The sequence below is a fragment of the Streptomyces zaomyceticus genome, from assembly GCF_014656215.1.
Lineage (GTDB): Bacteria > Actinomycetota > Actinomycetes > Streptomycetales > Streptomycetaceae > Streptomyces > Streptomyces zaomyceticus.
In genome coordinates, this window is the sequence record NZ_BNBZ01000003.1 from 54,155 (window position 1) to 77,099 (window position 22,945).

General features: G+C 73.7%; 23 protein-coding genes and 1 riboswitch. Of the genes, 12 read left to right on the forward strand and 11 right to left on the reverse strand.

All coding sequences use genetic code 11. The features are described from left to right. The first annotated feature begins 33 nt into the window (after positions 1-33). A complete protein-coding gene (locus IE311_RS05340) occupies positions 34-1,824 on the forward strand; it encodes a glycoside hydrolase family 15 protein (protein ID WP_189830399.1) in 1,791 nt (596 codons plus the stop codon). Positions 1,825-1,828: 4 nt separating this feature from the next. Continuing rightward, positions 1,829-2,584: an SDR family oxidoreductase gene (locus tag IE311_RS05345; protein ID WP_189830400.1), complete on the forward strand. Its 756-nt coding sequence runs from the start codon at positions 1,829-1,831 to the stop codon at positions 2,582-2,584. A 55-nt stretch (positions 2,585-2,639) separates the two neighbouring features. Here IE311_RS05345 and amaP read toward each other — a convergent pair whose 3' ends face one another. From amaP to IE311_RS05370, 5 genes are all read right to left on the reverse strand, one after another. After that, positions 2,640-3,227 carry an alkaline shock response membrane anchor protein AmaP gene (gene amaP, locus IE311_RS05350; RefSeq protein ID WP_189830401.1) on the reverse strand — a complete coding sequence of 196 codons (588 nt, stop codon included), beginning with the start codon at positions 3,225-3,227 and terminating at the stop codon, positions 2,640-2,642. Positions 3,228-3,296: 69 nt separating this feature from the next. After that, positions 3,297-4,010 (reverse strand): DUF6286 domain-containing protein, encoded by a 714-nt coding sequence (locus tag IE311_RS05355; protein WP_189830402.1) that lies wholly within the window; start codon positions 4,008-4,010, stop codon positions 3,297-3,299. Next, a complete protein-coding gene (locus IE311_RS05360; RefSeq protein ID WP_189830403.1) occupies positions 4,007-4,366 on the reverse strand; it encodes an Asp23/Gls24 family envelope stress response protein in 360 nt (119 codons plus the stop codon). The genes IE311_RS05355 and IE311_RS05360 overlap by 4 nt, the downstream gene beginning before the upstream one ends. Before the next feature lie 6 nt (positions 4,367-4,372). Continuing rightward, positions 4,373-4,564, reverse strand: a complete 192-nt coding sequence (locus tag IE311_RS05365; RefSeq protein ID WP_055602871.1) for a hypothetical protein — start codon at positions 4,562-4,564, stop codon at positions 4,373-4,375. Positions 4,565-4,616: 52 nt separating this feature from the next. After that, complete coding sequence (locus tag IE311_RS05370) at positions 4,617-5,093, reverse strand: Asp23/Gls24 family envelope stress response protein (protein WP_189830404.1); 477 nt, start codon at positions 5,091-5,093, stop codon at positions 4,617-4,619. Positions 5,094-5,186: 93 nt separating this feature from the next. Between IE311_RS05370 and IE311_RS05375 the strand changes: the two genes are divergently transcribed. Then, positions 5,187-5,906: a hypothetical protein gene (locus IE311_RS05375; protein ID WP_189830405.1), complete on the forward strand. Its 720-nt coding sequence runs from the start codon at positions 5,187-5,189 to the stop codon at positions 5,904-5,906. Positions 5,907-5,912: 6 nt separating this feature from the next. Here the strand turns inward: IE311_RS05375 and IE311_RS05380 are convergent, their stop codons facing one another. The 3 genes from IE311_RS05380 to IE311_RS05390 form a co-directional block, all read right to left on the reverse strand. Beyond that, complete coding sequence (locus IE311_RS05380; protein WP_189830406.1) at positions 5,913-6,713, reverse strand: enoyl-CoA hydratase/isomerase family protein; 801 nt, start codon at positions 6,711-6,713, stop codon at positions 5,913-5,915. 129 nt (positions 6,714-6,842) lie between these two features. After that, entirely contained in the window at positions 6,843-7,064 is a 222-nt protein-coding gene (locus IE311_RS05385) for a helix-turn-helix domain-containing protein (RefSeq protein ID WP_005477683.1), read from the reverse strand. 342 nt (positions 7,065-7,406) lie between these two features. Then, complete coding sequence (locus IE311_RS05390; protein WP_189830407.1) at positions 7,407-9,005, reverse strand: ABC-F family ATP-binding cassette domain-containing protein; 1,599 nt, start codon at positions 9,003-9,005, stop codon at positions 7,407-7,409. Positions 9,006-9,269: 264 nt separating this feature from the next. On the opposite strand from IE311_RS05390, the gene ypfJ reads away from it, so the two are divergent. Both ypfJ and IE311_RS05400 read left to right on the forward strand, forming a co-directional pair. Further along, entirely contained in the window at positions 9,270-10,160 is an 891-nt protein-coding gene (gene ypfJ, locus IE311_RS05395; protein ID WP_189830408.1) for a KPN_02809 family neutral zinc metallopeptidase, read from the forward strand. Between the two features lie 68 nt (positions 10,161-10,228). Beyond that, positions 10,229-10,630: a VOC family protein gene (locus tag IE311_RS05400; RefSeq protein WP_189830409.1), complete on the forward strand. Its 402-nt coding sequence runs from the start codon at positions 10,229-10,231 to the stop codon at positions 10,628-10,630. A 124-nt stretch (positions 10,631-10,754) separates the two neighbouring features. On the opposite strand, the gene IE311_RS05405 is transcribed toward IE311_RS05400, so the two are convergent. Together IE311_RS05405 and IE311_RS05410 are read right to left on the reverse strand one after the other, a co-directional pair. After that, positions 10,755-12,176 (reverse strand): hypothetical protein, encoded by a 1,422-nt coding sequence (locus IE311_RS05405; RefSeq protein ID WP_373313752.1) that lies wholly within the window; start codon positions 12,174-12,176, stop codon positions 10,755-10,757. A 111-nt stretch (positions 12,177-12,287) separates the two neighbouring features. Continuing rightward, positions 12,288-13,421 (reverse strand): hypothetical protein, encoded by a 1,134-nt coding sequence (locus tag IE311_RS05410; RefSeq protein WP_189830410.1) that lies wholly within the window; start codon positions 13,419-13,421, stop codon positions 12,288-12,290. A gap of 364 nt (positions 13,422-13,785) precedes the next feature. Between IE311_RS05410 and IE311_RS05415 the strand changes: the two genes are divergently transcribed. The 7 genes from IE311_RS05415 to IE311_RS05445 all read left to right on the forward strand — a co-directional run bounded on the left by IE311_RS05415 (position 13,786) and on the right by IE311_RS05445 (position 22,196). Further along, complete coding sequence (locus tag IE311_RS05415) at positions 13,786-15,054, forward strand: inorganic phosphate transporter (protein WP_189830411.1); 1,269 nt, start codon at positions 13,786-13,788, stop codon at positions 15,052-15,054. A gap of 12 nt (positions 15,055-15,066) precedes the next feature. Further along, on the forward strand, positions 15,067-15,288 hold the full coding sequence (locus IE311_RS05420; protein ID WP_189830412.1) for a hypothetical protein: 222 nt from the start codon (positions 15,067-15,069) through the stop codon (positions 15,286-15,288). A gap of 126 nt (positions 15,289-15,414) precedes the next feature. Beyond that, positions 15,415-15,554: riboswitch (cobalamin riboswitch) on the forward strand. Positions 15,555-15,589: 35 nt separating this feature from the next. Then, positions 15,590-16,573 carry a cobalamin biosynthesis protein gene (locus IE311_RS05425; protein WP_189830413.1) on the forward strand — a complete coding sequence of 328 codons (984 nt, stop codon included), beginning with the start codon at positions 15,590-15,592 and terminating at the stop codon, positions 16,571-16,573. Beyond that, the gene (locus tag IE311_RS05430; protein ID WP_189830414.1) at positions 16,570-18,078 is read left to right on the forward strand and encodes a cobyric acid synthase; all 1,509 of its coding nucleotides are present in this window, start codon (positions 16,570-16,572) and stop codon (positions 18,076-18,078) included. The genes IE311_RS05425 and IE311_RS05430 overlap by 4 nt, the downstream gene beginning before the upstream one ends. Positions 18,079-18,133: 55 nt before the next feature. Continuing rightward, a complete protein-coding gene (locus tag IE311_RS05435; protein ID WP_189830415.1) occupies positions 18,134-20,215 on the forward strand; it encodes a putative cobaltochelatase in 2,082 nt (693 codons plus the stop codon). Then, entirely contained in the window at positions 20,215-20,823 is a 609-nt protein-coding gene (gene cobO / locus IE311_RS05440; protein WP_189830416.1) for a cob(I)yrinic acid a,c-diamide adenosyltransferase, read from the forward strand. Before IE311_RS05435 ends, cobO begins: the two co-directional genes overlap by 1 nt. Beyond that, positions 20,817-22,196 (forward strand): cobyrinate a,c-diamide synthase, encoded by a 1,380-nt coding sequence (locus tag IE311_RS05445; RefSeq protein ID WP_189830417.1) that lies wholly within the window; start codon positions 20,817-20,819, stop codon positions 22,194-22,196. Before cobO ends, IE311_RS05445 begins: the two co-directional genes overlap by 7 nt. Positions 22,197-22,198: 2 nt before the next feature. On the opposite strand, the gene IE311_RS05450 is transcribed toward IE311_RS05445, so the two are convergent. Continuing rightward, on the reverse strand, positions 22,199-22,927 hold the full coding sequence (locus tag IE311_RS05450) for a ZIP family metal transporter (protein ID WP_189830418.1): 729 nt from the start codon (positions 22,925-22,927) through the stop codon (positions 22,199-22,201). Positions 22,928-22,945: the final 18 nt, after the last annotated feature.

Genomic DNA, 22,945 nt, shown 5'->3' on the forward strand with positions numbered 1-22,945 from the left:
TGACCGCCGCCGCTTCCGGGAACAGCCCAAAGCGTGACGCAACGTATCGACGACTACGCCCTCATCGGCGATCTCCAGACCGCCGCGCTCGTCGGCCGCGACGGATCGGTCGACTGGCTGTGTCTGCCCCGCTTCGACTCGGCGGCCTGCTTCGCCGCGATCCTCGGCGACGAGAACAACGGCCACTGGCGGATCGCCCCCAAGGGCGCCACCACCTGTGCCACCCGGCGGTACGCCGAGGACTCCCTCGTCCTGGAGACCTACTGGGAGACCCGTACCGGCACCGTCAAGGTGGTCGACTTCATGCCGCAGCGGGACAGGGCCCCGGATCTGATGCGGATCGTGGAGGGCGTCAGCGGCAGCGTCGAGATGAGCGCCGTCCTGCGGCTGCGCTTCGACTACGGCTCGGTCGTCCCCTGGATGCGCCGCTCGGACGGGCACCGGGTCGCGATCGCCGGGCCCGACGCGGTCTGGCTGCGCAGCGAACCGCCCGTGAAGACCTGGGGCCAGCAGTTCTCCACCTGCTCCTCCTTCACCGTCGCCGCCGGCGAGAAGGTGGCCTTCGTCCTGACCTGGCATCCCTCGCACGAGCCGCGCCCCGACCTCGTCGACCCCCACGATGCCCTGGAACAGTCCCTCGCGGACTGGCGGGAGTGGGCGGCCCGCTGCACCTACCGGGGCCCGTACCGGGAGGCCGTGATGCGCTCCCTGATCACCCTCAAGGCGCTCACCTACGCCCCGACCGGCGGCATCATGGCCGCCCCGACCACCTCCCTGCCGGAGGAGGTCGGCGGTGTGCGGAACTGGGACTACCGCGCCTGCTGGCTGCGGGACTCCTCCCTCACCCTCGGCGCGCTGCTCGCCGCCGGATACGTCGACGAGGCCTGCGCCTGGCGGGACTGGCTGCTGCGCTCCGTCGCCGGCGACCCGGCCGATCTGCAGATCATGTACGGGCCCGCCGGGGAACGCCGGCTCCCCGAGACGACCCTGCCCTGGCTGCGGGGGTACGCCGACTCGGCGCCGGTCCGGACCGGGAACGCGGCCGTGGACCAGTTCCAGCTCGACGTGTACGGCGAAGTCATGGACTCGCTCCACCGCGCGCGGGAGGCCGGGATCCCGGCCGAGCGGCACGCCTGGAACCTCCAGCTGAGCCTGCTCGGCTTCCTGGAGTCGACCTGGCGCGAGCCCGACGAGGGCCTGTGGGAGGTCCGTGGACCGCGCCGCCACTTCACCCACTCGAAGGTGATGGCCTGGGTGGCCGCCGACCGGGCGGTCCGCACCCTGGAGGCGGACCCCTCGCTGCCGGGGGACGTGGCGCGGTGGCGGACGATGCGGGAGGAGATCCACGCACAGGTGTGCGCGATGGCCTACGACCCCGCCCGCAACACCTTCACCCAGGCGTACGGCTCGCCGGAGCTGGACGCCGCGACCCTGCTCATCCCCCAGGTCGGCTTTCTGCCGCCGGACGACCCCCGGGTGGTGGGCACGGTGGACGCGGTACGGGCGGAGCTGCTCCACGGTGGCTACGTACGCCGCTACAGCGCCGACTCGGCGGCGGTGGACGGCCTCCCGGGCCAGGAGGGCACCTTCCTGGTCTGCTCCTTCTGGCTCGCGGACGCGCTCCGGCTGACCGGCAGGACCGAGGAGGCCCGGGAGCTCTTCGAGAGCCTCGTGGCCCTCTGCAACGACGTGGGCCTGCTGGCCGAGGAGTACGACCCGGTGACCGACCGCCAGCTGGGCAACTTCCCCCAGGCCTTCAGTCACATCGGCCTGGTGGGCACGGCCCTCGCACTGGCCGCGGAGGATCGGGACCCGGCAGGATAGGCCCATGGATCTTGGACTGAAGGACCGTGTGTACGTGGTGACCGGGGCGACGCGAGGGCTCGGGCGGGCCTCCGCCGAAGCCCTGCTCGCCGAGGGGGCCAAGGTGCTCGTCACCGGACGGGAGGAGAAGACCGTCGCCGAGGCCGTGGCCGAGCTGGGACCCGGCGCGGCCGGGCTCGCCGCCGACAACACCGACCCCGGGACCCCGGCGCGGCTCGTCGCCGAGGCGCGGGCGCGGTTCGGCGGCTTCGACGGCATCCTCATCAGCGTGGGCGGCCCGGCCCCCGGCTTCGCGGCGGACAACACCGACGAGCAGTGGGCGGCCGCCTTCGACACGGTCTTCCTCGGAGCCGTACGGCTCGCCCGCGCGGCGGCCGAGACGCTCGGCGAGGGCGGAGTCATCGGCTTCGTGCTGTCGGCCTCGGTCCACGAGCCGATCCCCGGCCTGACGATCTCCAACGGACTGCGCCCCGGCCTGGCCGGCTTCGCGAAGTCCCTCGCCAACGACCTGGGTCCGCGCGGGGTGCGTGTCGTCGGGCTGCTGCCGAGCCGCATCGACACGGACCGGGTGCGCTCCCTCGACGCCCTCTCCGGCGACGCGGAGGCCTCCCGCGCCGCCAACGAGGCGACCATCCCGCTGCGCCGCTACGGCACCCCGGCGGAGTTCGGGCGGACCGCCGCCTTCCTGCTGTCCCCGGCCGCCTCGTACCTCACGGGACTGATGCTCCCGGTGGACGGCGGGGCGCGCAGCGGCTTCTGACGGACGGTTTCCGGCGGCCGCCGCCGGGCGGACCGGCGGGCCGCCCTGCAGGCCGTCAGGACACCCGGCGGGCCCGGTGCTTGACCGCCCGCAGCCGCGCCTCGGTGGGCAGGGCGGGCAGGCCCGTGGACGTACGGGCGTGGGCGAGCGCCTGGGCGCTGAGGGTCGTCAGGGCGTCCCCCGGTGAGGCGTACGGCTCCAGGTGGAGCGCGACCCGGGTCCGGGGGGCGGTGCGGCGGCCCGTGAGGGAGACCTTGGCCCGGGCGACGCCCTCCTGGGCGGTGGCGTCCGCCTCCAGGACGCCCTCCAGGGCGCGGCCGCGCAGGGTCGCCGCCTCGCCGTCGCCGGTGTCGACGAGGACCTCGGCGAGCCTGGCGCGCCGGAACTGGGCGAGCAGCCACCACAGGGCGAGCAGGACGACGAGCCCGAGCACCGCGATGACCACCGGCCACCACCAGCCCTCGTCCCGCCACCGCTGCCGCTGGGCGGTGGTGAGCAGTACGTCCGAGGGGCCCGACCAGGGCCACCAGGACGGTACGGACAGGTCGAGCGCGGCGGCGAGGACCGCCCCGCCGCCGACGACGAGGAGCAGCCCGGCGAGGCCGAGCAGGACACGGTTGACGCGCCGGAGGACGACTCTCACCGGCTCGCTCCTTTCCGGAGGACGCCCCTCGGGGGGATCGTCCGTTCGAGGACGGGGACCGTCACCGGCTCATCCCTTTCCGGACGGCCGGGCCACCCGTACCGACAGCGCGGGCGGGCGGGCGAGGGCGAGTTCGTCGATGCCGGCCGCGAGGACCGTCTCCACGTCGCCGCGGACCTCGTCGAGCGCCCGGAAGTGCGAGACCGCCTTGGCGGCCACCTTGGACCGGCCGACACGGACCCGGACGGACTGCACCCCGGAGACCTCCATGGCCCGGTCCCGCAGGGCGAGGGCGGCGGCCTCCCGGTCGAGTCCCGCCCGTACGTCGGCGTGTTCGCGGCGCATCGGGAGAATCTTGCGCAGGCCGGGGGTCGCGGCCAGGATCAGCAGCCAGAGGCCGAGGACGACGGCGACGACGGCACCCAGGACGACCGCGGTGTCGTCGAGGGGCCGGGTCGCGAGGCCGTCGGCGAGTTCGCGGCGCCAGGCCATGGCGCTGCGGTCGGCCCGTACGGCCGCGACGTCGTAGAGGAGCAGCCCGGCTCCGCCGAGGACCAGGGCGGCGAGCACGGCCGCGGGGATGCGGCGGACGGCCCAGAAGCGCCGGACGGGGGCCGCGGGGGCGGGCTCGTCGGTCAGGACGGGGACGGAGCCGGTGCTGTCACCGCGGTCGCCGTCGGGGCCCGAGGTGCCGTCGGGGTCGGGCCCCGAGATGTCGTCGTGTCCGGGGCCCGAGGTGCCGTCGGGGTCGGGTTCGCGGGCCGGGCCCGGGGCGGTCGTCATGACAGGCGACCCCTCGGTGCGGCCTGCCGGGTGAGCGGGGAGTGGAGGCGTTCCACATGGACGGTGACCTCGTGGACCTCCATGCCCACCAGCTCCTCCACGCGCGCCCGGACCCTGCCGCGTACGGCCCCGCACCGGCGTCCGACGTCGGTGGGGTAGTCGAGTTCGAGGCTCACCGCCACCCGGGCGACGTCCCGGTGGACGACGACCGAGGCGTGGGGCTTGGAGCCGCCTTCGGGTACGGCTCCCACGACCTCCCTCGCCGCCTGGGCGGCGATCTTCGCGACGACCCGGTCGGCGATCGACGTCGCCCCCCGGTCCCGCACGGGGCCCCGGGAGGCAAGGTCAGCGGCCACCCCGGGTCACCGCCGCCGGTCGCCGCGGTCGCGGCCCCGGAAGAGATCGCCGGGTTCGAGGTCGCCGTCGAGGAAGCGGCCGGCCACGAAGCCGATCGCCCCCAAGGCCGCGACCAGCACAAACGCTCCGAATCCGCCGAAGTATCCGGCGAAGCCGAGAGCCATGCCGGCCACCAGGCCGACCACCGCCATACTCATTCCTGACCCCTTTCCGAGTCCTCCCGAGCCCCCTGCGCGCCGCCTTCGGCGGCTACTGGAGCCGTGACTCCGGCTCCTCGTCCTCTTCGTCCGGCAGCTTCACATCGCTGACCGCGATGTTGACCTCGACGACCTCGAGGCCGGTCATCCGCTCCACGGCGTTGATGACGTTCTCGCGCACATCGCCCGCGACATCGGCGATGGAGACGCCGTAGTCGACGACGATCTCCAGGTCGAGCGCGGTCTGCACCTCGCCGACCTCGGCCTTCACGCCCCGGGTGGCGTTCGCCTTGCCGCCGCCCCCGCCGGGCACCCGGTCGCGTACGGCACCGAGGGTGCGGGAGATTCCGCTGCCCATGGCGTGGACGCCGACGACGTCCCGGGCGGCGAGGCCGGCGATCTTCTCGACGACGCCGTCGGCGATCGTCGTCCGGCCCCGGGAGGCCGGATCACCGCCACCCCGCTTGGTGACGGAGGTGCGGCGCGGTTCATTGGGCGCGGTGTCGCCGGAGTAAGTGGTGTCCGCCATTGAATTTCGCCCCTTCTGGGATATTTCGGGGTTCTTCGCCCACACTAAGGGCGGTTACCCGGTCTCGCCCCGGGGATGCGGCAGGCTGGAGCAATGACGACAGCTGAGGGTTGGACGGCGGCGGTGCGGGACCGCCTGGCCCCGGGCAGGCTGCTGCCGCTCGGGACGGCGGCGGAGGGGGCCTGGATCACCGAGCGGACGGTGCGCGACGTACTGGGCCGTTCGGCGGAGGCGGTCCGGGGCGTGGTGCCGGGCGCGCTGCGGATCGGCCCCGCGTACCCCGATCCGGCATCGGAGACGGAAGCGGAACCGGAAGCGAAGGAGACGGGGGCATCCGGGACAGGGACGGCCGGGACGGAGCCGGCCGGAGCGGGGGCGCTGCTCGTCCGGGCCTCGTTCGGCGCGGTGGCCGGGCGGCCGCTGCCGGAGCTCACCGAGGAGCTGCGGGCGGCACTGATCGCGGCGGCCGAGGACGGCATCGGGCTGGTGGTCGCGGCCGTGGACCTGCGCGTGACGGCGCTGCTCGACACGGCGCCGCCCGGGCCCGCGGAGCCCACCGCCCCACCGCCCGGCCCCACCTCTCCGGCGACGGACGACCCCCTGGCCCTCGCGGCGCTCGGGGTGACGGGTGTGGCGGGCGTGACGGACACGCTGGGCCCGCCGGTACGCCGGAGCGCCGACGGAGTGCGGGTGGAAGTGGCCGTGACGGCCGGGGCCCGCCCCCTGGACGTGGCGCGCGCCGTCCGCGCGACCGTGACCGCGGCCGCCCCGGAGGGCACCGCGGTCACGGTCGTGGTCTCGGACCTGCGCTAGGGGGTGTCAGTCGCCGAGGCCCGCGAGGTCGCGCAGACGGCGGGCCTGCGCGGCGCGCTCGGCGACGCGCTGCTCCTCGTACGAGCGGCCCGAGGCACCCCGGAGGAGCGCCTTGGTCTCGGTGACCGCGTCGCGCGGCGCCGCGAGCAGGGCGGCGCCGAGGTCCCGTACCGCCGCGTCGAGCTCGTCGGCGGGCACGGAGAGATTGGCGAGACCGATGCGCTCGGCCTCCTCCGCGTGGACGAAGCGCCCGGTGGCGCAGATCTCCAGCGCGCGTGCGTAGCCGACGAGCGAGACGAGCGGGTGCGTCCCGGTCAGGTCCGGGACGAGGCCCAGGCTGGTCTCGCGCATGGCGAATTGCACGTCCTCGGCCACGACCCGCAGGTCGCAGGCGAGAGCGAGCTGGAAGCCCGCGCCGATGGCGTGTCCCTGGACGGCCGCGATCGACACGATGTCGCTACGGCGCCACCAGGTGAACGCCTCCTGGTACTCGGCGATGACCGCGTCGAGGTCCTCGTCGGAACCGCGCGCGAGATCGATGAACGACGGCTCTCCGTCGAAGCCCTCGGGCGTGAACGCCTGCCGGTCGAGTCCGGCGGAGAAGGACTTTCCCTCGCCGCGCAGAACGACGACCCGCACACTGCCGGGCAACGACCGGCCGACTTCTGACAACGCCCGCCACAGAGCGGGAGACTGAGCGTTGCGCTTCGCCGGATGGGTCAGAGTCACCGTGGCAACGGCGTCCTCGACGGTGAGCCGTACACCGTCCTTGTCGAATACGAGCTCAGAGTCGTCGAGCGTAGTCATGGGGCGCCTCCGGTTCCGGTGCAGCACTGCATCCGATGCTAAGTGACTGCACAGTAACCACCTGGCCGGTCCGAGGACCGACCGGGTGGCCACCGAGAGACCCGGTGGCCCGGTCGAGCCGCCCCGATGTCAGGCCGAGGCGGTCTTCTTGCCCCGGGTCGCTCCGCCGCGTCCACGCAGCGTGACTCCGGACTCGCTCAGCATCCGGTGGACGAATCCGTAGGAGCGGCCCGTTTCCTCGGCCAGCGCCCGGATACTCGCACCGGAGTCGTACTTCTTCTTCAGGTCTGCCGCGAGCTTGTCGCGCGCGGCGCCGGTCACCCGGCTGCCCTTCTTCAGAGTCTCGGCCACCCGTGCCTCCTCATGGGAAGTGCGCTCTGGACTTCTCATGATCACCCCTCCCGTCCGTCCTGGCCACCCATTCGACAAGGTCCATGCCGCCGGGTTTGTGGACGAGCGCGCCGCCGTCACGACCGGAAGCACTTATTCCGGTGAGCCGGAAAGCCGCCTCCGTACCGCGCGGAACGGGAAGTGCCAGGTCAGCGATACAGGGGGAACACACGTACGGCGCGGGCCTGCCGGAAGGATTCGGCAGAGCACCGCGCCGGGGAGTACGAGACGCCCTCACTCAGATGAAGGATCACCCATGAGCCGAATGATCCAGTCCGGAATGATCACTCGGCGGTCTCCGGGTCAGGCGAGGGCCACCAGGTCCGCGTAGTCCGGGCCCCAGAGGTCCTCCACGCCGTCCGGGAGCAGAATGATCCGCTCCGGCTCCAGCGCGTCGACCGCGCCCTCGTCGTGGGTGACGAGGACGACGGCGCCCTTGTACGTCCGCAGGGCCCCGAGGATCTCCTCGCGGCTGGCCGGGTCCAGGTTGTTCGTCGGCTCGTCCAGGAGCAGCACGTTCGCCGAGGAGACGACCAGGGTGGCCAGGGCCAGCCGGGTCTTCTCGCCGCCGGAGAGGACCCCGGCCGGCTTGTCGACGTCGTCGCCGGAGAAGAGGAAGGAGCCCAGCGTCTTGCGCACCTCGACGAGGTCGAGGTCGGGCGCTGCCGAACGCATGTTCTCCAGGACGCTGCGCTCGGGGTCGAGCGTCTCGTGCTCCTGGGCGTAGTAGCCGAGCTTGAGGCCGTGGCCGGGGGTGACCTCGCCGGTGTCGGCCTTCTCCGCTCCGGCGAGCAGCCGGAGCAGGGTCGTCTTGCCCGCACCGTTGAGACCGAGGATCACGACGCGCGAGCCCTTGTCGATCGCCAGATCCACATCGGTGAAGATTTCGAGCGAGCCGTAGGACTTGGAGAGTCCCTCGGCGGTCAGCGGGGTCTTGCCGCAGGGCGCCGGCTCGGGGAAACGGAGCTTGGCGACCTTGTCGGAAGCGCGCACCGCCTCCAGGCCGGAGAGCAGCCGCTCGGCGCGCTTGGCCATGTTCTGCGCGGCCACGGTCTTGGTGGCCTTGGCGCGCATCTTGTCGGCCTGCGAGTTGAGGGCGGCGGCCTTCTTCTCGGCGTTCTGGCGCTCGCGCTTGCGGCGCTTCTCGTCGGCCTCGCGCTGCTGCTGGTAGAGCTTCCAGCCCATGTTGTAGACGTCGATGGTGGAGCGGTTGGCGTCCAGGTAGAAGACCTTGTTGACCACGGTCTCGACGAGGTCGACGTCGTGGGAGATCACGATGAAGCCGCCGCGGTAGGTCTTCAGGTAGTCGCGCAGCCAGACGATGGAGTCGGCGTCGAGGTGGTTGGTCGGCTCGTCGAGGAGGAGCGTGTCGGCGTCCGAGAAGAGGATGCGGGCGAGCTCGACACGACGGCGCTGACCGCCGGAGAGGGTGTGCAGCGGCTGGCCGAGCACCCGGTCGGGCAGACCGAGGGCGGCGGCGATGGTGGAGGCCTCGGCCTCGGCCGCGTACCCGCCCTTGGTGAGGAACTCGGTCTCCTGGCGCTCGTACTGCTTCATCGCCTTGTCGCGGGTGGCGCCTGAACCGGTGGCGATGCGCTCCTCGTTCATCCGCATCTTCTTGAGGAGGACGTCGAGGCCGCGGGCCGAGAGGATGCGGTCGCGGGCCAGCACGTCGAGGTCGCCGGTGCGCGGGTCCTGCGGGAGGTAGCCGACCTCGCCGGAGCGGGCGATCTGGCCGGCGGCGGGGATGCCCTCGCCCGCGAGGCACTTGGTGAGGGTGGTCTTGCCCGCCCCGTTGCGACCGACGAGGCCGATGCGGTCGCCCTTGGCGACACGGAAGGAAGCGGACTCGATGAGGACACGGGCGCCGGCGCGCAGCTCGATGCCGGAAGCGGTGATCACGGACAGACTCCAGGGCGGTGGGAAACGGCGGAAGGACGGCTGATGAAGGCTTCGACGCCGCTAATGCACGGGGAGAATGGCCATACGGCCAGTCTAACGGGCCCCTGCAACTGCTTTTCGGCCAGAAGGGGGCCCGGGGCGCGATCGGAGCTTTCTCACATTTCCGCTGATGCTTGACAAAAGGGGCGCAGGGCGGAAGATCGTCCGATACTCGGCGCAGGGCGGCGGCCTCTGCCGCGGCAGTGACGCGGAGGGTGGTGGACCGTGCAGTTCGACGACGACGCCGACCTGGACACCTCGGAGGTCAAGGACGTCCGGAGCAGCCGCGTCCCGGGCGGCAGGGCGACCGTCGGCGGCGGCATCATCGGTCTCATCGCCCTGGTCCTCGGCGTGCTCTTCGGGGTGGGACCGGACCAGCTCGGGCTCTCCGGGGGCGGCGAGGAGCCGGTGGCCAGCTCCTCCTCGGCGGCCCAGGTGAACCAGAGCTGCAGGAAGGGCTCGGACGCCAACACCCGCGAGGACTGCCGGATCGTCGCCGTCGTCAACAGCGTCCAGGACTTCTGGCGGAGCGAGTACGCGCGCCGGGGCGGCACCTACGGGAGCGCCGCCACCGTGATGTTCAGCCAACGCGTGCCGACCGCGTGCGGATCGGCGACCTCGGCGGTCGGCCCCTTCTACTGCCCCGGCGACCGGCAGGTCTATCTGGACCTGGGCTTCTTCGACGAACTGCGGACCAAGTTCGGGTCGAGCGGCGGACCCTTCGCCCAGGCGTACGTGGTGGCGCACGAGTACGGCCACCACATCCAGAACCTGATGGGGACCCTGAGCCGCGCCCAGGACGGGCGGACCGGAGCGAACTCCAACGCGGTGCGGGTCGAGCTCCAGGCCGACTGCTACGCGGGGGTGTGGGCGCGGCACGCCACGACCACGCCCGACGACCGGACGGGCCGCCCCGTCCTCACCCGGCTGACCGACGAGGACATCCGGGACGGCCTGGACGCGGCGGCCGCGGTGGGCGACGACCGGATCCAGGAGCGGTTCCAGGGCCGGGTGACCCCGGAGAACTGGACCCACGGCTCCGCGGCCCAGCGCCAGCAGTGGTTCTACGAGGGCTACCGGACCGGCGACATGGCCCGGTGCAACACCTTCCGCTGAGTTCCCGACGAGGGCTGCCAGACTGAGACCCAGGTCACATTCGGCCGAATCGAAGGGAAGTGGTCGGGATGGCTGAGGCCCCCCACATCTGTCCGGCGCTGACGTACGAGGACGCGAAGGCGGCGATCACCCAGCTCACGGAGGGCTTCGGCTTCACCGCGACCGCCGTGTACGAGGGCGAGGACGGGCTGGTCGCCCATGCCGAGCTCGCGTACGGGAACGGCATGGTGATGCTCGGCAGCAGGGGCACCGGCAGCGAGTTCGACAAGCTGATGGCCGGCGCGGGCCCGGTCGGCGTCTTCGTGCACGTGGACGACGTCGACGAGCACCACGCGCGGGCGGTCGCCCACGGCGTCGAGATCGTGATGCCCCCCAAGGACCAGGAGTACGGGTCCCGGGACTACACGGCCCGGGACGTCGAGGGCAACATCTGGAGCTTCGGGACGTACGTCCCCGGCGCCGCGGAGTAGCCGGGCGGCGCCGGGCGCGGGCGCACGCCCCTCGGCGCGCTCCCCGGGGAGCGCGCACCGGTGTGACCCGGCGCCGGCGGCACGCGCTCCCCGGTCACCCGTCCCCGACGTCACGCTCCCGTGGTCACGACCCCCCGGTGTGCACCTGGAACGCGGCCCTGCGGACCGCCTTGGCCAGGGCCGGGTCCGGGTGGGCGGCCGCGAGGGCGACCAGGACCTGGACCGTACGGGGATGGCCGACGGCCCGGACCTCGTCGAGCAGCGCCGGGACGGTGCCCTGCACGGCCGATTCGAGGTGCCGGACGAGCAGCGCGCTCTCACCGTGGTCGGCGACGGCGGCCGCCGTGTCCACCCAGAGCCAGGTGGCCTCCTCACGGGTGAGGACCTCCTGGGCGTCGTCGGGGTCGGCGCCCTCGTACTCCGCGAGCCAGAGCAGCGCGTACGGGCGCAGGGGCGGCTCGGCAACGGTGGCCCGCACCTCCGCCTCGGCGGGGGCGCCGACGACCCGGAGCGCCTCGAAGGCGAGCCCGCGCAGCAGCGCGTCCTCGCCTCGGGCGACGGCGAGGAGCTCGGCCACCGCGCTGGAGAGGGTGCGGGCGGCGAGCCAGGCGCGGTACTCGGCGCGGGCCGGGCCGGGGGTGAGCCGGGCGCAGCCGCGGAGCATGTCCTCGGCGGACTGCTCGATGTTTCCGGCGGGGCTCTGCGCGGCGACGCAGATCTGCTCCAGCTTGACCCAGACCGCCCAGTTGCCGAGCGGCGTCAGCGTGGCGTGCCGCCCCTCCGCGCCGGGGTCGAGGGTGAGCGCGCCGACGGCCGCCAGGCCTTCGAGGGCCCAGTCGAGGAGGGCCGGGAGCCCGTCGGTGCCGTGGTCCGGGCCGGGGACGTCCGGTGCCTCGGGGGCCGGTCCGGCGACCGGGACCTCGCAGCGCTCCTCCCGCAGCTCCTCGACGCGCTGGCCGAGCAGGTCGAGGAGGGCGGGGACGAGAACCGGGCCCTGGGAGAGCTGGAGCAGCGAGAGCACCTGCGGGACGGCCTCGACGACCTCGGCGACGGCGCTCGGCGCGACCCCCTCGGGGGCCGGGTGCACCAGGGACCACGCGTCGAAGAGGGCGACCCAGCCGCGCAGCACGGCGGAGTCGTCGCGGTCCCAGGCGTGCAGCCGCCAGCCGGGGCGGGCGGTGTCGCCGTGGAGTTCCACGAGTCCGGCGAGCCGCGCGCGGTCCCAGCCGGCGCTGATCTGGCCGGGCGTCAGGTCGAGTGCGGCGGCGGCCCGTTCCTGGGCGGTGACGGGTCCGGGGCCGGTGCGCAGGGCCGCTTCGGCGCCGCGCTCGACGGCGGCCCAGCGGGCGATCCGTACGGCGTCGGCGAGGACGTGCCGGGCCTGGCGGGCGAGTTCCGCGCGGGGCGGAGTGCCCTCGGGCGGCCGCGGCGCCGGCCGGGTGCGCCGGGTCGTCACCGCCCGTCGGGCGGTGGCCAGCGCCCGCGGGCGGACGAGTCGGAGTCTGGAGTTGCGCGCCAATGGTTCATCGGGCTTTCGAGACGTCACGGGGGCAGTCTTCCCGCTGACGGCCCGAAAGCCCAATCGGAATCGGCCGGCCCGTCGGAAAGAGCGGGGCGGAGAGGGGTGGAGGGCGGCGGACGAGGGGGTCGCGGGGTCTCAGAGAAGGGGAGTGAGGAAGCGGCGGAGGGCCTCCTCGTAGCGGACCGGGTCGGCGTTCCACATCGCCGCGTGCGGGGCCTGCCGCACGGTCTGGAGGGTGACCAGATCGGGGCGGCGGGCGGCGAGCTCGACGGACTGCTCCCACGGGGAGATGCTGTCGTCGGGGCCGTGGAGGAGCAGGACGGGGACGCGCAGGGCGCCCGGCTCGGAGGAGTCCCTGAGCAGGTCGCCGCCGTGGGCGGCCCCGATCCTGCCCTGGGCGGCGCGGACGGCGAGCGGGAGCAGCGGGCCGGGGACGTGGCGGGCCGCGGCGAGGTTGCGGAGGGTGGCCTCCCAGTCGAGGACCGGGGAGTCGAGGACGAGGCCGCTGATCCGGTCGCGCACCCCCGACTCGGCCGCGGCGCGCAGGGCCATCGACGCGCCGGTCCCCCAGCCGTGCAGGACGACCTTGGCCGCGCCCCGGCGGACGGCGTAGCGGATGGCGGCGTCGACGTCGCGCCACTCGGAGTCCCCGAGGTGGGTCAGGCCGTCCGGGGAGGCGGGTGCTCCCTCGTCGCCGCGGTAGGCGGGGATCAGGACGGGGATCTTGCGCCGGTTGAAGAAGGGGACGACGTTCAGCGGGTGCTCGCGGGTGGTGCCGAGGCCGTGCAGGGCGATCACCCAGGTGGTGCGGGGGGCGGCCACCAGCCAGGCGGGCAGGGGGCCGAGTTCGCCGGGGATCTCGACGTCCTCGTGGGCGAGCCCGAGGGCGCTGATGGGCGTGCCGATGTGCAGCGCGGGGGTGAAGCGGACGCGGGCGCCGGGGCCGAGCACCCCGAGCTCGACCCGTTCCAGCCGGCGGACGACGGTGTCGGCGGTGTGCGGGACCCGGTCGAGGACGGGGCCCACGACGGCGTGCAGGCCGTGGCCCTCGATGCCGTACGTGCCGGGGCGCAGCGAGGCGAGGCTGCGGGTGAGGGTGATCCGGTCGGGGCCCGTCGCGTGCACGGTGAGTCGGGGATCCCCGGGCAGGGGACGTCCGGACGGCGCCCTGAGGGCGACGTCGCTGGCGTACCGGCCGGCCGCGATCGCGGCCGCGCCGACACCGAGCAGAGTGGTGACGGCCGCTGCCGTCGCTGTAGCCGGGCGCACGCTCCCAGTCTCGGCAGGGTGGGCAGGAGCTGCCACCGGACGGACCCGGTCGGGTGGGAACGGCGGATCCCCCTGGGGAGTGACATGGGTCTCCTCGGCGGGGTCCCCCGGTCGGATGATTCGTTCCAGGGTGCGGAACCGGGTGCCGGCGGAGGAACCGGGTCAGGTCGCATGTGCCCTGTGATGGCCCGTATTACCCGGGGTTGCGGGGTGACCGCATGGTGGACAGCCGGCCCTCCGGGACGCTAAGCGGAATCTCTTGACACCGGATAGGGACACCACGCCGCCGGTCCCAGTTCACCTTCCGTTCACCCAGGTTGCTTACGTTCGGCTCGCCACTGACGTCAAACGATTGCCTGGGTAAATGGAACACATCACGCTGCTGCTCGCCATTGTGGTCGTGACAGCTCTCGTGTTCGATTTCACGAACGGTTTCCACGACACCGCCAACGCGATGGCGACGACCATCTCGACCGGTGCACTCAAGCCGAAGACGGCGGTGGCCATGTCCGCCGTGCTGAACCTCGTCGGCGCGTTCCTGTCCGTCGAGGTCGCCAAGACGATCTCCGGCGGGATCATCAACGAAGAGGGCATTCGTACAGAGGTGATCTTCGCCGCGCTGGTCGGCGCCATCCTCTGGAATCTGCTGACCTGGCTGCTCGGACTCCCGTCCAGCTCCTCCCACGCCCTCTTCGGCGGCCTCATCGGCGCCGCGGTCATGTCGGCCGGCTGGTCGGCGGTGAACGGCTCCACCATCGTCACCAAGGTCCTCATCCCCGCCGTCGCCGCGCCGCTCGTCGCCGGCCTCGCCGCGATGCTGGCCACCAAGCTGACGTACAAGATCGGCGCCAAGACCGACGAGAAGCACACCGCCAAGGGCTACCGGGTCGGCCAGATCGCCTCCGCCGGTCTCGTCTCCCTCGCCCACGGCACCAACGACGCCCAGAAGACGATGGGCATCATCACCCTGGCCCTGGTCACCGGCGGCGTCCTCGCCCCCGGCTCCAACCCGCCCATGTGGGTCATCGTCTCCGCCGGTGTCGCGATCGCCCTCGGCACGTACCTCGGTGGCTGGCGGATCATCCGCACCATGGGCAAGGGCCTCACCGACCTCCGGCCGCAGCAGGGCTTCGCCGCCCAGACCAGCGCCGCGACGGTCATCCTGGCCTCCTCGCACCTCGGCTTCTCCCTCTCCACCACCCAGTCCTGCTCGGGTGCCGTGATGGGCGCCGGTCTCGGCCGCAAGGGCGGCGTCGTCCGCTGGTCGACCGCGACCCGGATGTTCGTCGCCTGGGGTCTGACCCTGCCCGCCGCGGGCCTGGTCGGCGCCGGCGCCGAGTTCCTCACCAAGCAGGGCCCCTGGGGCATCGCGGCCGTCGCGGTCATCCTGGTCGGCGGCTCGGCCGTCATCTGGTCGCTGTCCCGCCGCAAGCCGGTCGACCACAACAACGTCACCGCCGACGACCTCGACGCCGAGCCCGCGGGCGTCGTGACCACCGCCATCGCGGCCGTCACCCCGCCGCCGGCCGCCGGTTCCGTCGCCGCCGTCGCGGACGAGGACCTCAAGACCACCATCCCCGCGCCGGTTCCCACCGACCCGGCCGCTCCCCCGGCCCCCGCCGCAGCGGTGTAAGGAACGAACCACATGAAGATCGACTGGGCAGCACTCGGCTCCGTCTTCGGAGTCAGCCTCGTGGCGACCCTCCTGCTCGTGGGCCTGTTCACCCTCGGCATCATCGGCCTCTCCAAGCAGGAGCAGGCCGCCGCCCAGGGAGGCTCCGCCGCGATGGCCCGCACCGGCGCCTACGCCTGCTTCGGCCTCTGCCTCGCGGCGGTCGCGTACGGCATCTACCTGATCGTCGTCTGACGGTCCGCGAACCCCGGCCGGGCGGTCCGCACCTTCGGGTGCGGGCCGCCCGGCCGTCGTATGTCCGGCGCCGTGTTTGTGGTGCTTCGCACAGTGACCCGACGCAGGTCAAGGGTGAGTTGACGGGTGTTCTCGGGCCGTGGTGGACTGCCGAGGCCATTACGGCGGCAGTAGAGGAAGTCCGGTGCGATTCCGGCGCGGTCCCGCCACTGTGACCGGATCCGAAGGGTCCGGGAGTCAGGAACTCTCGCCGCCGGTCACGTCGATCCAGGGCGCGGACCCTGAGTGAGGACATAGCGCCATGCCCGGCCGCAGCAGTACCAGCCGCCTGTCCCCGGACGGATTCGCCTACGGCGCGGCCGCGGGTCTCGCCGTCGATCTGCTCATCGGCGACCCCCGCCGCGGCCACCCCGTCGCCGCGTTCGGCCGGGCTGCCGCCGCCGTCGAGCAGCGCCTCCACCACGACCACCGCGGCTGGGGCGCCCTGCACACCCTCGTCTGCGCCGGCTCCACCGCTGCCCTGGGGGCGCTCGCCGCACGGGCCGTACGCGACCGGCCTGCCGCCGCCGTCGCGCTGACCGCCGCCTCCGTCTGGGCCGTCGTCGGCGGTACGACCCTGGGCCGGGAGGCCCGCGCCATCGGCGGGGCGCTCGCCGCCGGGGACCTGGACGTGGCCCGGGAGCGGCTGCCGCACCTGTGCGGGCGCGACCCCCAGTCCCTCGACGGACCGGCGATGGCCCGCGCCGTCGTCGAGTCGGTCGCCGAGAACACCTCCGACGCCGTGGTCGGCGCCCTCTTCTGGGGCGCCGTCGCCGGTGTGCCCGGCCTCGTCGGCTTCCGGGCCGTCAACACCCTGGACGCGATGGTCGGCCACAAGTCGCCCCGCCACCGCCGCTTCGGCTGGGCCTCGGCGCGCCTCGACGACGTGGCCGGCTGGCCCGGGGCCCGGCTGACGGCCGCCCTCGCGACCGTCGCCGGCGGCGACCCGCGGGGAGCCGTACGGGCCTGGCGGGCGGACGCGTCGAAGCACCCGAGCCCCAACGCGGGCCCGGTCGAGGCCTCCTTCGCGGGCGCGCTCGGCGTACGGCTCGGGGGCACCCTCTCGTACGGCGGGCGGGTCGAGCACCGGCCGGTGCTCAACGGGGAGGGGCGGCCCGTCGAGGTCGCCGACATCGACCGGGCGGTACGGCTGTCGCGACGGGTCACCGGACTCACTCTGGCCGCCTGTGTGGGCGGCCGCATGATCATCGGCGCCCTGGGGGCCCGGAAGCGGAGGAACGCATGAGGGGTGGGGGGCTGCTGGTCGCCGGCACCACGTCCGACGCCGGCAAGAGCGTCGTCACGGCCGGAATCTGCCGCTGGCTGGTCCGCAAGGGCCTCAAGGTGGCGCCGTTCAAGGGGCAGAACATGTCCCTCAACTCCTTCGTGACCCGCGAGGGCGCCGAGATCGGGCGGGCCCAGGCCATGCAGGCGCAGGCCGCCCGCGTCGAGCCGACCGCGCTCATGAACCCGGTGCTGCTCAAGCCCGGCAGCGACCGCTCCAGCCAGGTCGTCCTGATGGGCAGGCCGGTGGGTGAGCTGAGCGCCCGCGGCTACCACGGCGGACGGCAGAAGGAACTCTTCGAGCCGGTGATGGCGTGCCTGGAGGAGCTCCGGAGCACCTACGACGCCGTGATCTGCGAAGGGGCGGGCAGCCCGGCCGAGATCAACCTGCGGCGCACCGACATCGTGAACATGGGCATCGCGCGGGCCGCGCGGCTGCCCGTCGTCGTGGTCGGGGACATCGACCGGGGCGGGGTCTTCGCCCAGTTCTTCGGCACGACGGCGCTGCTCTCCCCCGAGGACCAGGAACTCGTCGCCGGATACCTCGTGAACAAGTTCCGCGGCGACGTGACCCTGCTGGAGCCGGGCCTCGACATGCTCCACGGGCTCACCGGGCGCCGTACCTTCGGCGTACTGCCGTACGCCCACGGGCTCGGCATCGACGAGGAGGACGGCCTGCGGGTCTCCCTCCGGGGCGCGGTGCGCGAGTCCGTCGTCGCACCGCCGGTCGGCGAGGACGTGCTGCGGGTCGCGGTCTGCGCCGTACCGCTGATGTCCAACTTCACGGATGTGGACGCGCTGGCGGCGGAGCCGGGTGTGGTCGTGCGGTTCGTCGACCGGGCCGAGGAGCTCGTCGACGCGGACCTGGTCGTGGTGCCCGGCACCCGCGGCACGGTCAAGGCGCTCGCCTGGCTGCGGGAACGCGGTCTCGCCGACGCGCTGGCCCGGCGCGCGGCCGAGGGCCGGCCCGTGCTCGGCATCTGCGGCGGCTTCCAGGTCCTCGGCGAGCACATCGAGGACGAGGTCGAGTCCCGGGCCGGGGCCGTCGACGGGCTCGGGCTGCTGCCCGTGCGGGTCCGCTTCGCGCAGGAGAAGACCCTCGCCCGGCCGGTCGGCTCCGCCCTCGGGGAGCACGTCGAGGGGTACGAGATCCACCACGGCGTCGCCGACGTACAGGGCGGGGAGCCGTTCCTGGACGGGTGCCGGGTGGGGTCCGTCTGGGGCACCCACTGGCACGGCTCCCTGGAGAGCGACGGGTTCCGGCGGGCGTTCCTGCGGGAGGTCGCGGCGGCTGCCGGACGGCGGTTCGTTCCGGCGCCCGACACCTCGTTCGGGGCGCTGCGGGAGGAGCAGCTGGACCGGCTCGGCGACCTGATCGAGGAGCACGCGGACACGGACGCGCTGCTGCGGCTGATCGAGCAGGGGGCTCCCGCGGGGCTGCCGTTCGTGCCGCCGGGTGCGCCGTGACGCGGGGCCGTCCTTGCGGACAACAGCGAATCGAACTCGAGGAAAGGACCACCCGATGAGCACCCGGTACCCGTTCACCGCCGTCGTCGGCATGGACGACCTGCGGCTCGCGCTGCTGCTCAACGCCGTCAGCCCGGCCGTGGGCGGGGTGCTGGTCCGTGGCGAGAAGGGCACCGCCAAGTCCACCGCCGTCCGGGCGCTCGCCGAGCTGCTGCCCGCCGTGCCCGTGGTCACCGGCTGCCGGTTCAGCTGCGATCCGGACTCGCCCGACCCCGGCTGCCCCGACGGTCCCCACGCGACCGGGCCCGGGACCGAGCGGGCCGCCCGCATGGTCGAGCTGCCCGTCGGCGCCTCCGAGGACCGGCTCGTCGGTTCGCTCGACATCGAGAAGGCACTCAGCGAGGGGGTCAAGGCCTTCGAGCCCGGGCTGCTCGCCGCCGCCCACCGGGGCATTCTCTATGTCGACGAGGTCAATCTGCTGAGCGACCACCTCATCGACCATCTGCTCGACGCCGCCGCGATGGGCTCCTCCTACGTCGAGCGCGAGGGCGTCTCCGTGCGGCACGCCGCCCGGTTCCTGCTCGTCGGCACCATGAACCCCGAGGAGGGCGAGCTCCGTCCGCAGCTGCTCGACCGCTTCGGGCTGACCGTCGAGGTCGCCGCCTCCCGCGAACCGGAGCAGCGGGTCGAGGTCGTCCGGCGACGCCTCGCCTTCGAGGACGACCCGGGCGCCTTCGCCGCCCGCTGGGCCGGCGAGGAGACCGCGCTGCGCGGCCGGATCACCGCCGCCCGCGCCCTGCTGCCGCGGGTGGCCCTCGGCGACGCCGTGCTGCTCCAGATCGCCGCCACCTGCGCCGCCTTCGAGGTGGACGGCATGCGCGCCGACATCGTCATGGCGCGGACGGCGACCGCGCTCGCCGCCTGGGCCGGTCGCACCGAGGTCACCTCCGAGGACGTACGGCAGGCCGCGCTCCTCGCCCTCCCCCACCGGCGGCGCCGCTCCCCCTTCGACGCACCCGGCCTCGACGAGGACAAGCTCGACGAGACCCTGGAGCAGTTCAAGGGCGACCCGGACGAGGACCCCGAGCCCGAGGGTCCCGGGGACGGCGGTCCCGACGACGGGGGTCCCGGTGACGGCGGCCCCGGTGACGGCGGCCCCGGTGGGGGTGTTCCGCCGCAGGCCGACGGGCCCCCCGTCGAGAACGCGCCGGCTCCCGAGGAGGCCGCCTCGCCCGACGAGGCCCCCGCGCCCGCCCCCGCGCCCCAGGGCGCCGGTTCCGGCGAGCGGGCCGCCGTGGCCGCCGCCGAGCCCTTCCGCACCAAGGTGCTCAGCGTGCCCGGTCTCGGCGAGGGCGCGGCCGGACGCCGCTCCCGGGCCCGTACCGAGCACGGCCGCACCACCGGCTCCGTACGCCCCCGGGGCGCGCTGACCAAGCTGCACCTGGCCGCGACCGTGCAGGCCGCGGCCCCGCACCAGAAGACCCGTGGGCGGACCGGGCCCGGCCTGGTCGTCCGCCGCGACGACCTGCGGCAGGCCACCCGGGAGGGACGCGAGGGCAACCTGGTGCTCTTCGCCGTGGACGCCTCGGGCTCGATGGCGGCGCGGAAGCGGATGAGTGCGGTGAAGGGCGCCGTCCTCTCGCTGCTGCTCGACGCCTACCAGCGGCGCGACAAGGTCGGCCTGATCACCTTCCGGGGCCGGGACGCCGAGCTCGCGCTGCCGCCGACCTCGTCCGTGGACGCGGCCGCGGCCCGGCTCGAGAAGCTTCCGACCGGCGGCCGCACCCCGCTGTCGGCCGGGCTGCTCAAGGCCCACGACGTGCTGCGGATCGAGCGGCTGCGGGACCCCTCGCGCCGCCCCCTGCTCGTCGTCGTGACCGACGGCCGGGCGACCGGCGGCGGCGCCGACCCGGTGGCGCTGGCCGCCCGCGCGGCACGGCTGCACGCCGCGGAGGGCACGGCCTGCGTCGTCGTGGACTGCGAGACCGGACCCGTCCGGCTCGGGCTCGCCCGGGAGCTCGCCCGTGAACTCGGCGGCACCGCCGTCACCCTGGACGAGCTGCGCGCCGACTCCATCGCCGGCCTCGTCCGGGACGTACAGGGAAACCCGAAGACCACCGCCAGGAGGGCCGCTTAATGCCGCAGGGACAGCCGACCGTCGTACCCGACGACGGACTCACCACCCGTCAGCGCCGCAACCGGGCCCTGGTGATGGTGCACACGGGCGTCGGCAAGGGGAAGTCGACCGCCGCGTTCGGCATGGCGCTGCGCGCCTGGAACCAGGGCTGGCCGATCGGGGTGTTCCAGTTCGTCAAGTCCGCCAAGTGGAAGGTCGGCGAGGAGAACGCCCTCAAGGCGCTCGGCGAGACCGGCAAGGGCGGCACGGTCACCTGGAACAAGATGGGCGAGGGCTGGTCCTGGATCCAGCGCGAGGTCGCCGAGGGCGAGCAGTCGCACGAGGAGAAGGCACGCGAGGGCTGGGAGCAGGTCAAGCGGGACCTCGCCGAGGAGAAGTACAAGTTCTACGTCCTCGACGAGTTCGCCTACCTGCTGCACTGGGGCTGGATCGACACCGCGGAGGTCGTCGAGGTGCTGCGCGACCGCCCGGGCCACCAGCACGTCGTCATCACCGGCCGGAACGCGCCGCAGGAGCTCGTCGACTTCGCGGATCTCGTCACCGACATGTCCAAGGTCAAGCACCCGATGGACGCCGGTCAGAAGGGCCAGCGGGGCATCGAGTGGTAGCACGTCTCGTCATCGCCGCGCCCTCCTCGGGCGCGGGCAAGACCACGGTCGCGACCGGCCTGATGGCCGCGTTCGCCGGCCGTGGTCTGGCCGTCTCCCCGCACAAGGTCGGGCCGGACTACATCGACCCCGGCTACCACGCGCTCGCGACGGGACGGCCGGGCCGCAACCTCGACGCGTACATGTGCGGTACGGGGCTGATCGCGCCGCTCTTCGAACACGGGGCGCGCGGCTGCGACCTGGCCGTGGTCGAAGGGGTCATGGGCCTGTACGACGGAGCCGCCGACCAGGGCGAACTCGCCTCCACCGCACAGGTGTCGAAGCTGCTCAAGGCACCCGTGGTGCTCGTCGTCGACGCCTCGTCGCAGTCGCGGTCGGTGGCGGCGCTCGTGCACGGGTTCGCGTCCTGGGATCCGGAGGTACGGATCGGGGGCGTGATCCTCAACAAGGTCGCGACGGACCGGCACGAGCACCTCCTGCGGGAGGCGCTCGGGGAGTCGGGGGTTCCGGTGCTGGGGGTGCTGCGGCGGGCCCCCGCCGTCGCCACGCCGTCGCGGCACCTGGGGCTCGTGCCGGTCGCCGAGCGGCAGGCCGCGGCGGTCGAGGCGGTGGCCGCGCAGGCGGAACAGGTGCGTGCCGGGTGCGACATGGAGGCACTGCTCGCGCTGGCGCGCAGCGCGCCGGACCTGCGCACCGAGGCCTGGTCGCCGGAGACCGCCGGGCGGCCGGGCACCGGTGGCGCCGTGCTGCCCGCCCGCCCCGCCCCGCGGGTCGCCGTGGCCGGGGGCGCCGCCTTCACGTTCTCCTACGCCGAGCACGCCGAGCTGCTCACCGCCGCCGGGGCCGAGGTCGTCGCCTTCGATCCCCTGCGGGACGAGGCCCTGCCCGAGGGGACCTCGGGACTCGTCATAGGCGGGGGGTTCCCCGAGATGTACGGCGGTGAGCTGTCCGCCAACGAGCCGTTGCGGAAGGCCGTCGCCGCGCTCGCCGCCACCGGGGCGCCCGTCGCCGCCGAGTGCGCAGGGCTGCTGTATCTGGCGCGGTCGCTCGACGGCTCACCCATGTGCGGGGTGCTCGACGCGGACGCGCGGATGTCGGAGCGGCTCACGCTCGGGTACCGGGACGCCGTCGCCGTCAACGACAGCGTGCTCGCCCCCGCGGGGGCGCGGATGCGGGGTCACGAGTTCCACCGGACCGTGATCGAGCCGGGTGCCGGGGAACTGGCCGCCTGGGGGCTGCGGCAGCCCGAGCACCGTGTCGAGGGCTTCGTCCAGGGGGGAGTGCACGCCAGTTATGTGCACACCCACTGGGCCGGTGCCCCCGAGGTGGCCGCGCGGTTCGTCGAGCGGTGCGCGGGCGGTCCGGTCGCGTGAGGTCAGCCGCCGGAGACTCCCACCACGAGCCAGATGAAGCCGACGCCCGCCACCGTGCACAGCAGGGTGGAGCGGGCGGGGTGGTCGTGGTGGGCCTCCGGCAGGATCTCGGCGGCGGCCAGATAGAGCAGGGCGCCGCCGAAGAAGCCGAGATAGCTGCCGAGGAGTTCCTCCGGAAGGGTGAACAGCAGGGTGGAGGCGGCACCGACGATCGGGGCGAGGGCGTCCGCGACGAGCATGCCGACGGCCTTGCGGCGCGCGTTCCCGTAGAGGCTCGTGATCGTGTACGTGTTGAAGCCGTCGGCGAAGTCATGGGTGATGACCGCGAGGGCGACGGTGGCGCCCATGCCACCGCCCACCTGGAAGGCGGCGCCGAGCGCGATGCCGTCCATGAGGCTGTGACCGACCATCGCGGCGGCCGCCGTCATACCGACCTGCGGGACCCTCTCGTCGGCCGCCACACCGTGCGCGGCCTGCCGTACGGCGAGGAGTCGCTCCACGACATGGGCGAGGAGGAAGCCGCCGACGAACAGCAGCAGGGCCTCCGGGACACCGAAGACCTTGTCGCCCGCGGCCTCCAGGGCCTCCGGCAGCAGGTCGAGTCCGACGACGCCGAGCATGAGTCCGCCGGCGAGGCCGAGGACGAGGTGGCGCCGGTCGGTGACGCGTCCCGCGACCCAGCCTCCGAAGAGCGTCATGAGGAACGCGCCGAGCGCGACGACTACAGCCATGGGCCTTTGGTATCGGAT

What these genes read in the sequence shown, in the direction of transcription:
- IE311_RS05345 (WP_189830400.1), top strand. Translation starts at nt 1,829, where the DNA reads ATGGATCTTGGACTGAAGGACCGTGTGTACGTGGTGACCGGGGCGACG.
- IE311_RS05355 (WP_189830402.1), bottom strand. Translation starts at nt 4,010, where the DNA reads ATGACGACCGCCCCGGGCCCGGCCCGCGAACCCGACCCCGACGGCACC.
- IE311_RS05365 (WP_055602871.1), bottom strand. Translation starts at nt 4,564, where the DNA reads ATGAGTATGGCGGTGGTCGGCCTGGTGGCCGGCATGGCTCTCGGCTTC.
- IE311_RS05370 (WP_189830404.1), bottom strand. Translation starts at nt 5,093, where the DNA reads ATGGCGGACACCACTTACTCCGGCGACACCGCGCCCAATGAACCGCGC.
- IE311_RS05375 (WP_189830405.1), top strand. Translation starts at nt 5,187, where the DNA reads ATGACGACAGCTGAGGGTTGGACGGCGGCGGTGCGGGACCGCCTGGCC.
- IE311_RS05380 (WP_189830406.1), bottom strand. Translation starts at nt 6,713, where the DNA reads ATGACTACGCTCGACGACTCTGAGCTCGTATTCGACAAGGACGGTGTA.
- IE311_RS05400 (WP_189830409.1), top strand. Translation starts at nt 10,229, where the DNA reads ATGGCTGAGGCCCCCCACATCTGTCCGGCGCTGACGTACGAGGACGCG.
- IE311_RS05415 (WP_189830411.1), top strand. Translation starts at nt 13,786, where the DNA reads ATGGAACACATCACGCTGCTGCTCGCCATTGTGGTCGTGACAGCTCTC.
- IE311_RS05420 (WP_189830412.1), top strand. Translation starts at nt 15,067, where the DNA reads ATGAAGATCGACTGGGCAGCACTCGGCTCCGTCTTCGGAGTCAGCCTC.
- IE311_RS05425 (WP_189830413.1), top strand. Translation starts at nt 15,590, where the DNA reads ATGCCCGGCCGCAGCAGTACCAGCCGCCTGTCCCCGGACGGATTCGCC.
- IE311_RS05430 (WP_189830414.1), top strand. Translation starts at nt 16,570, where the DNA reads ATGAGGGGTGGGGGGCTGCTGGTCGCCGGCACCACGTCCGACGCCGGC.
- IE311_RS05435 (WP_189830415.1), top strand. Translation starts at nt 18,134, where the DNA reads ATGAGCACCCGGTACCCGTTCACCGCCGTCGTCGGCATGGACGACCTG.
- cobO (WP_189830416.1), top strand. Translation starts at nt 20,215, where the DNA reads ATGCCGCAGGGACAGCCGACCGTCGTACCCGACGACGGACTCACCACC.
- IE311_RS05450 (WP_189830418.1), bottom strand. Translation starts at nt 22,927, where the DNA reads ATGGCTGTAGTCGTCGCGCTCGGCGCGTTCCTCATGACGCTCTTCGGA.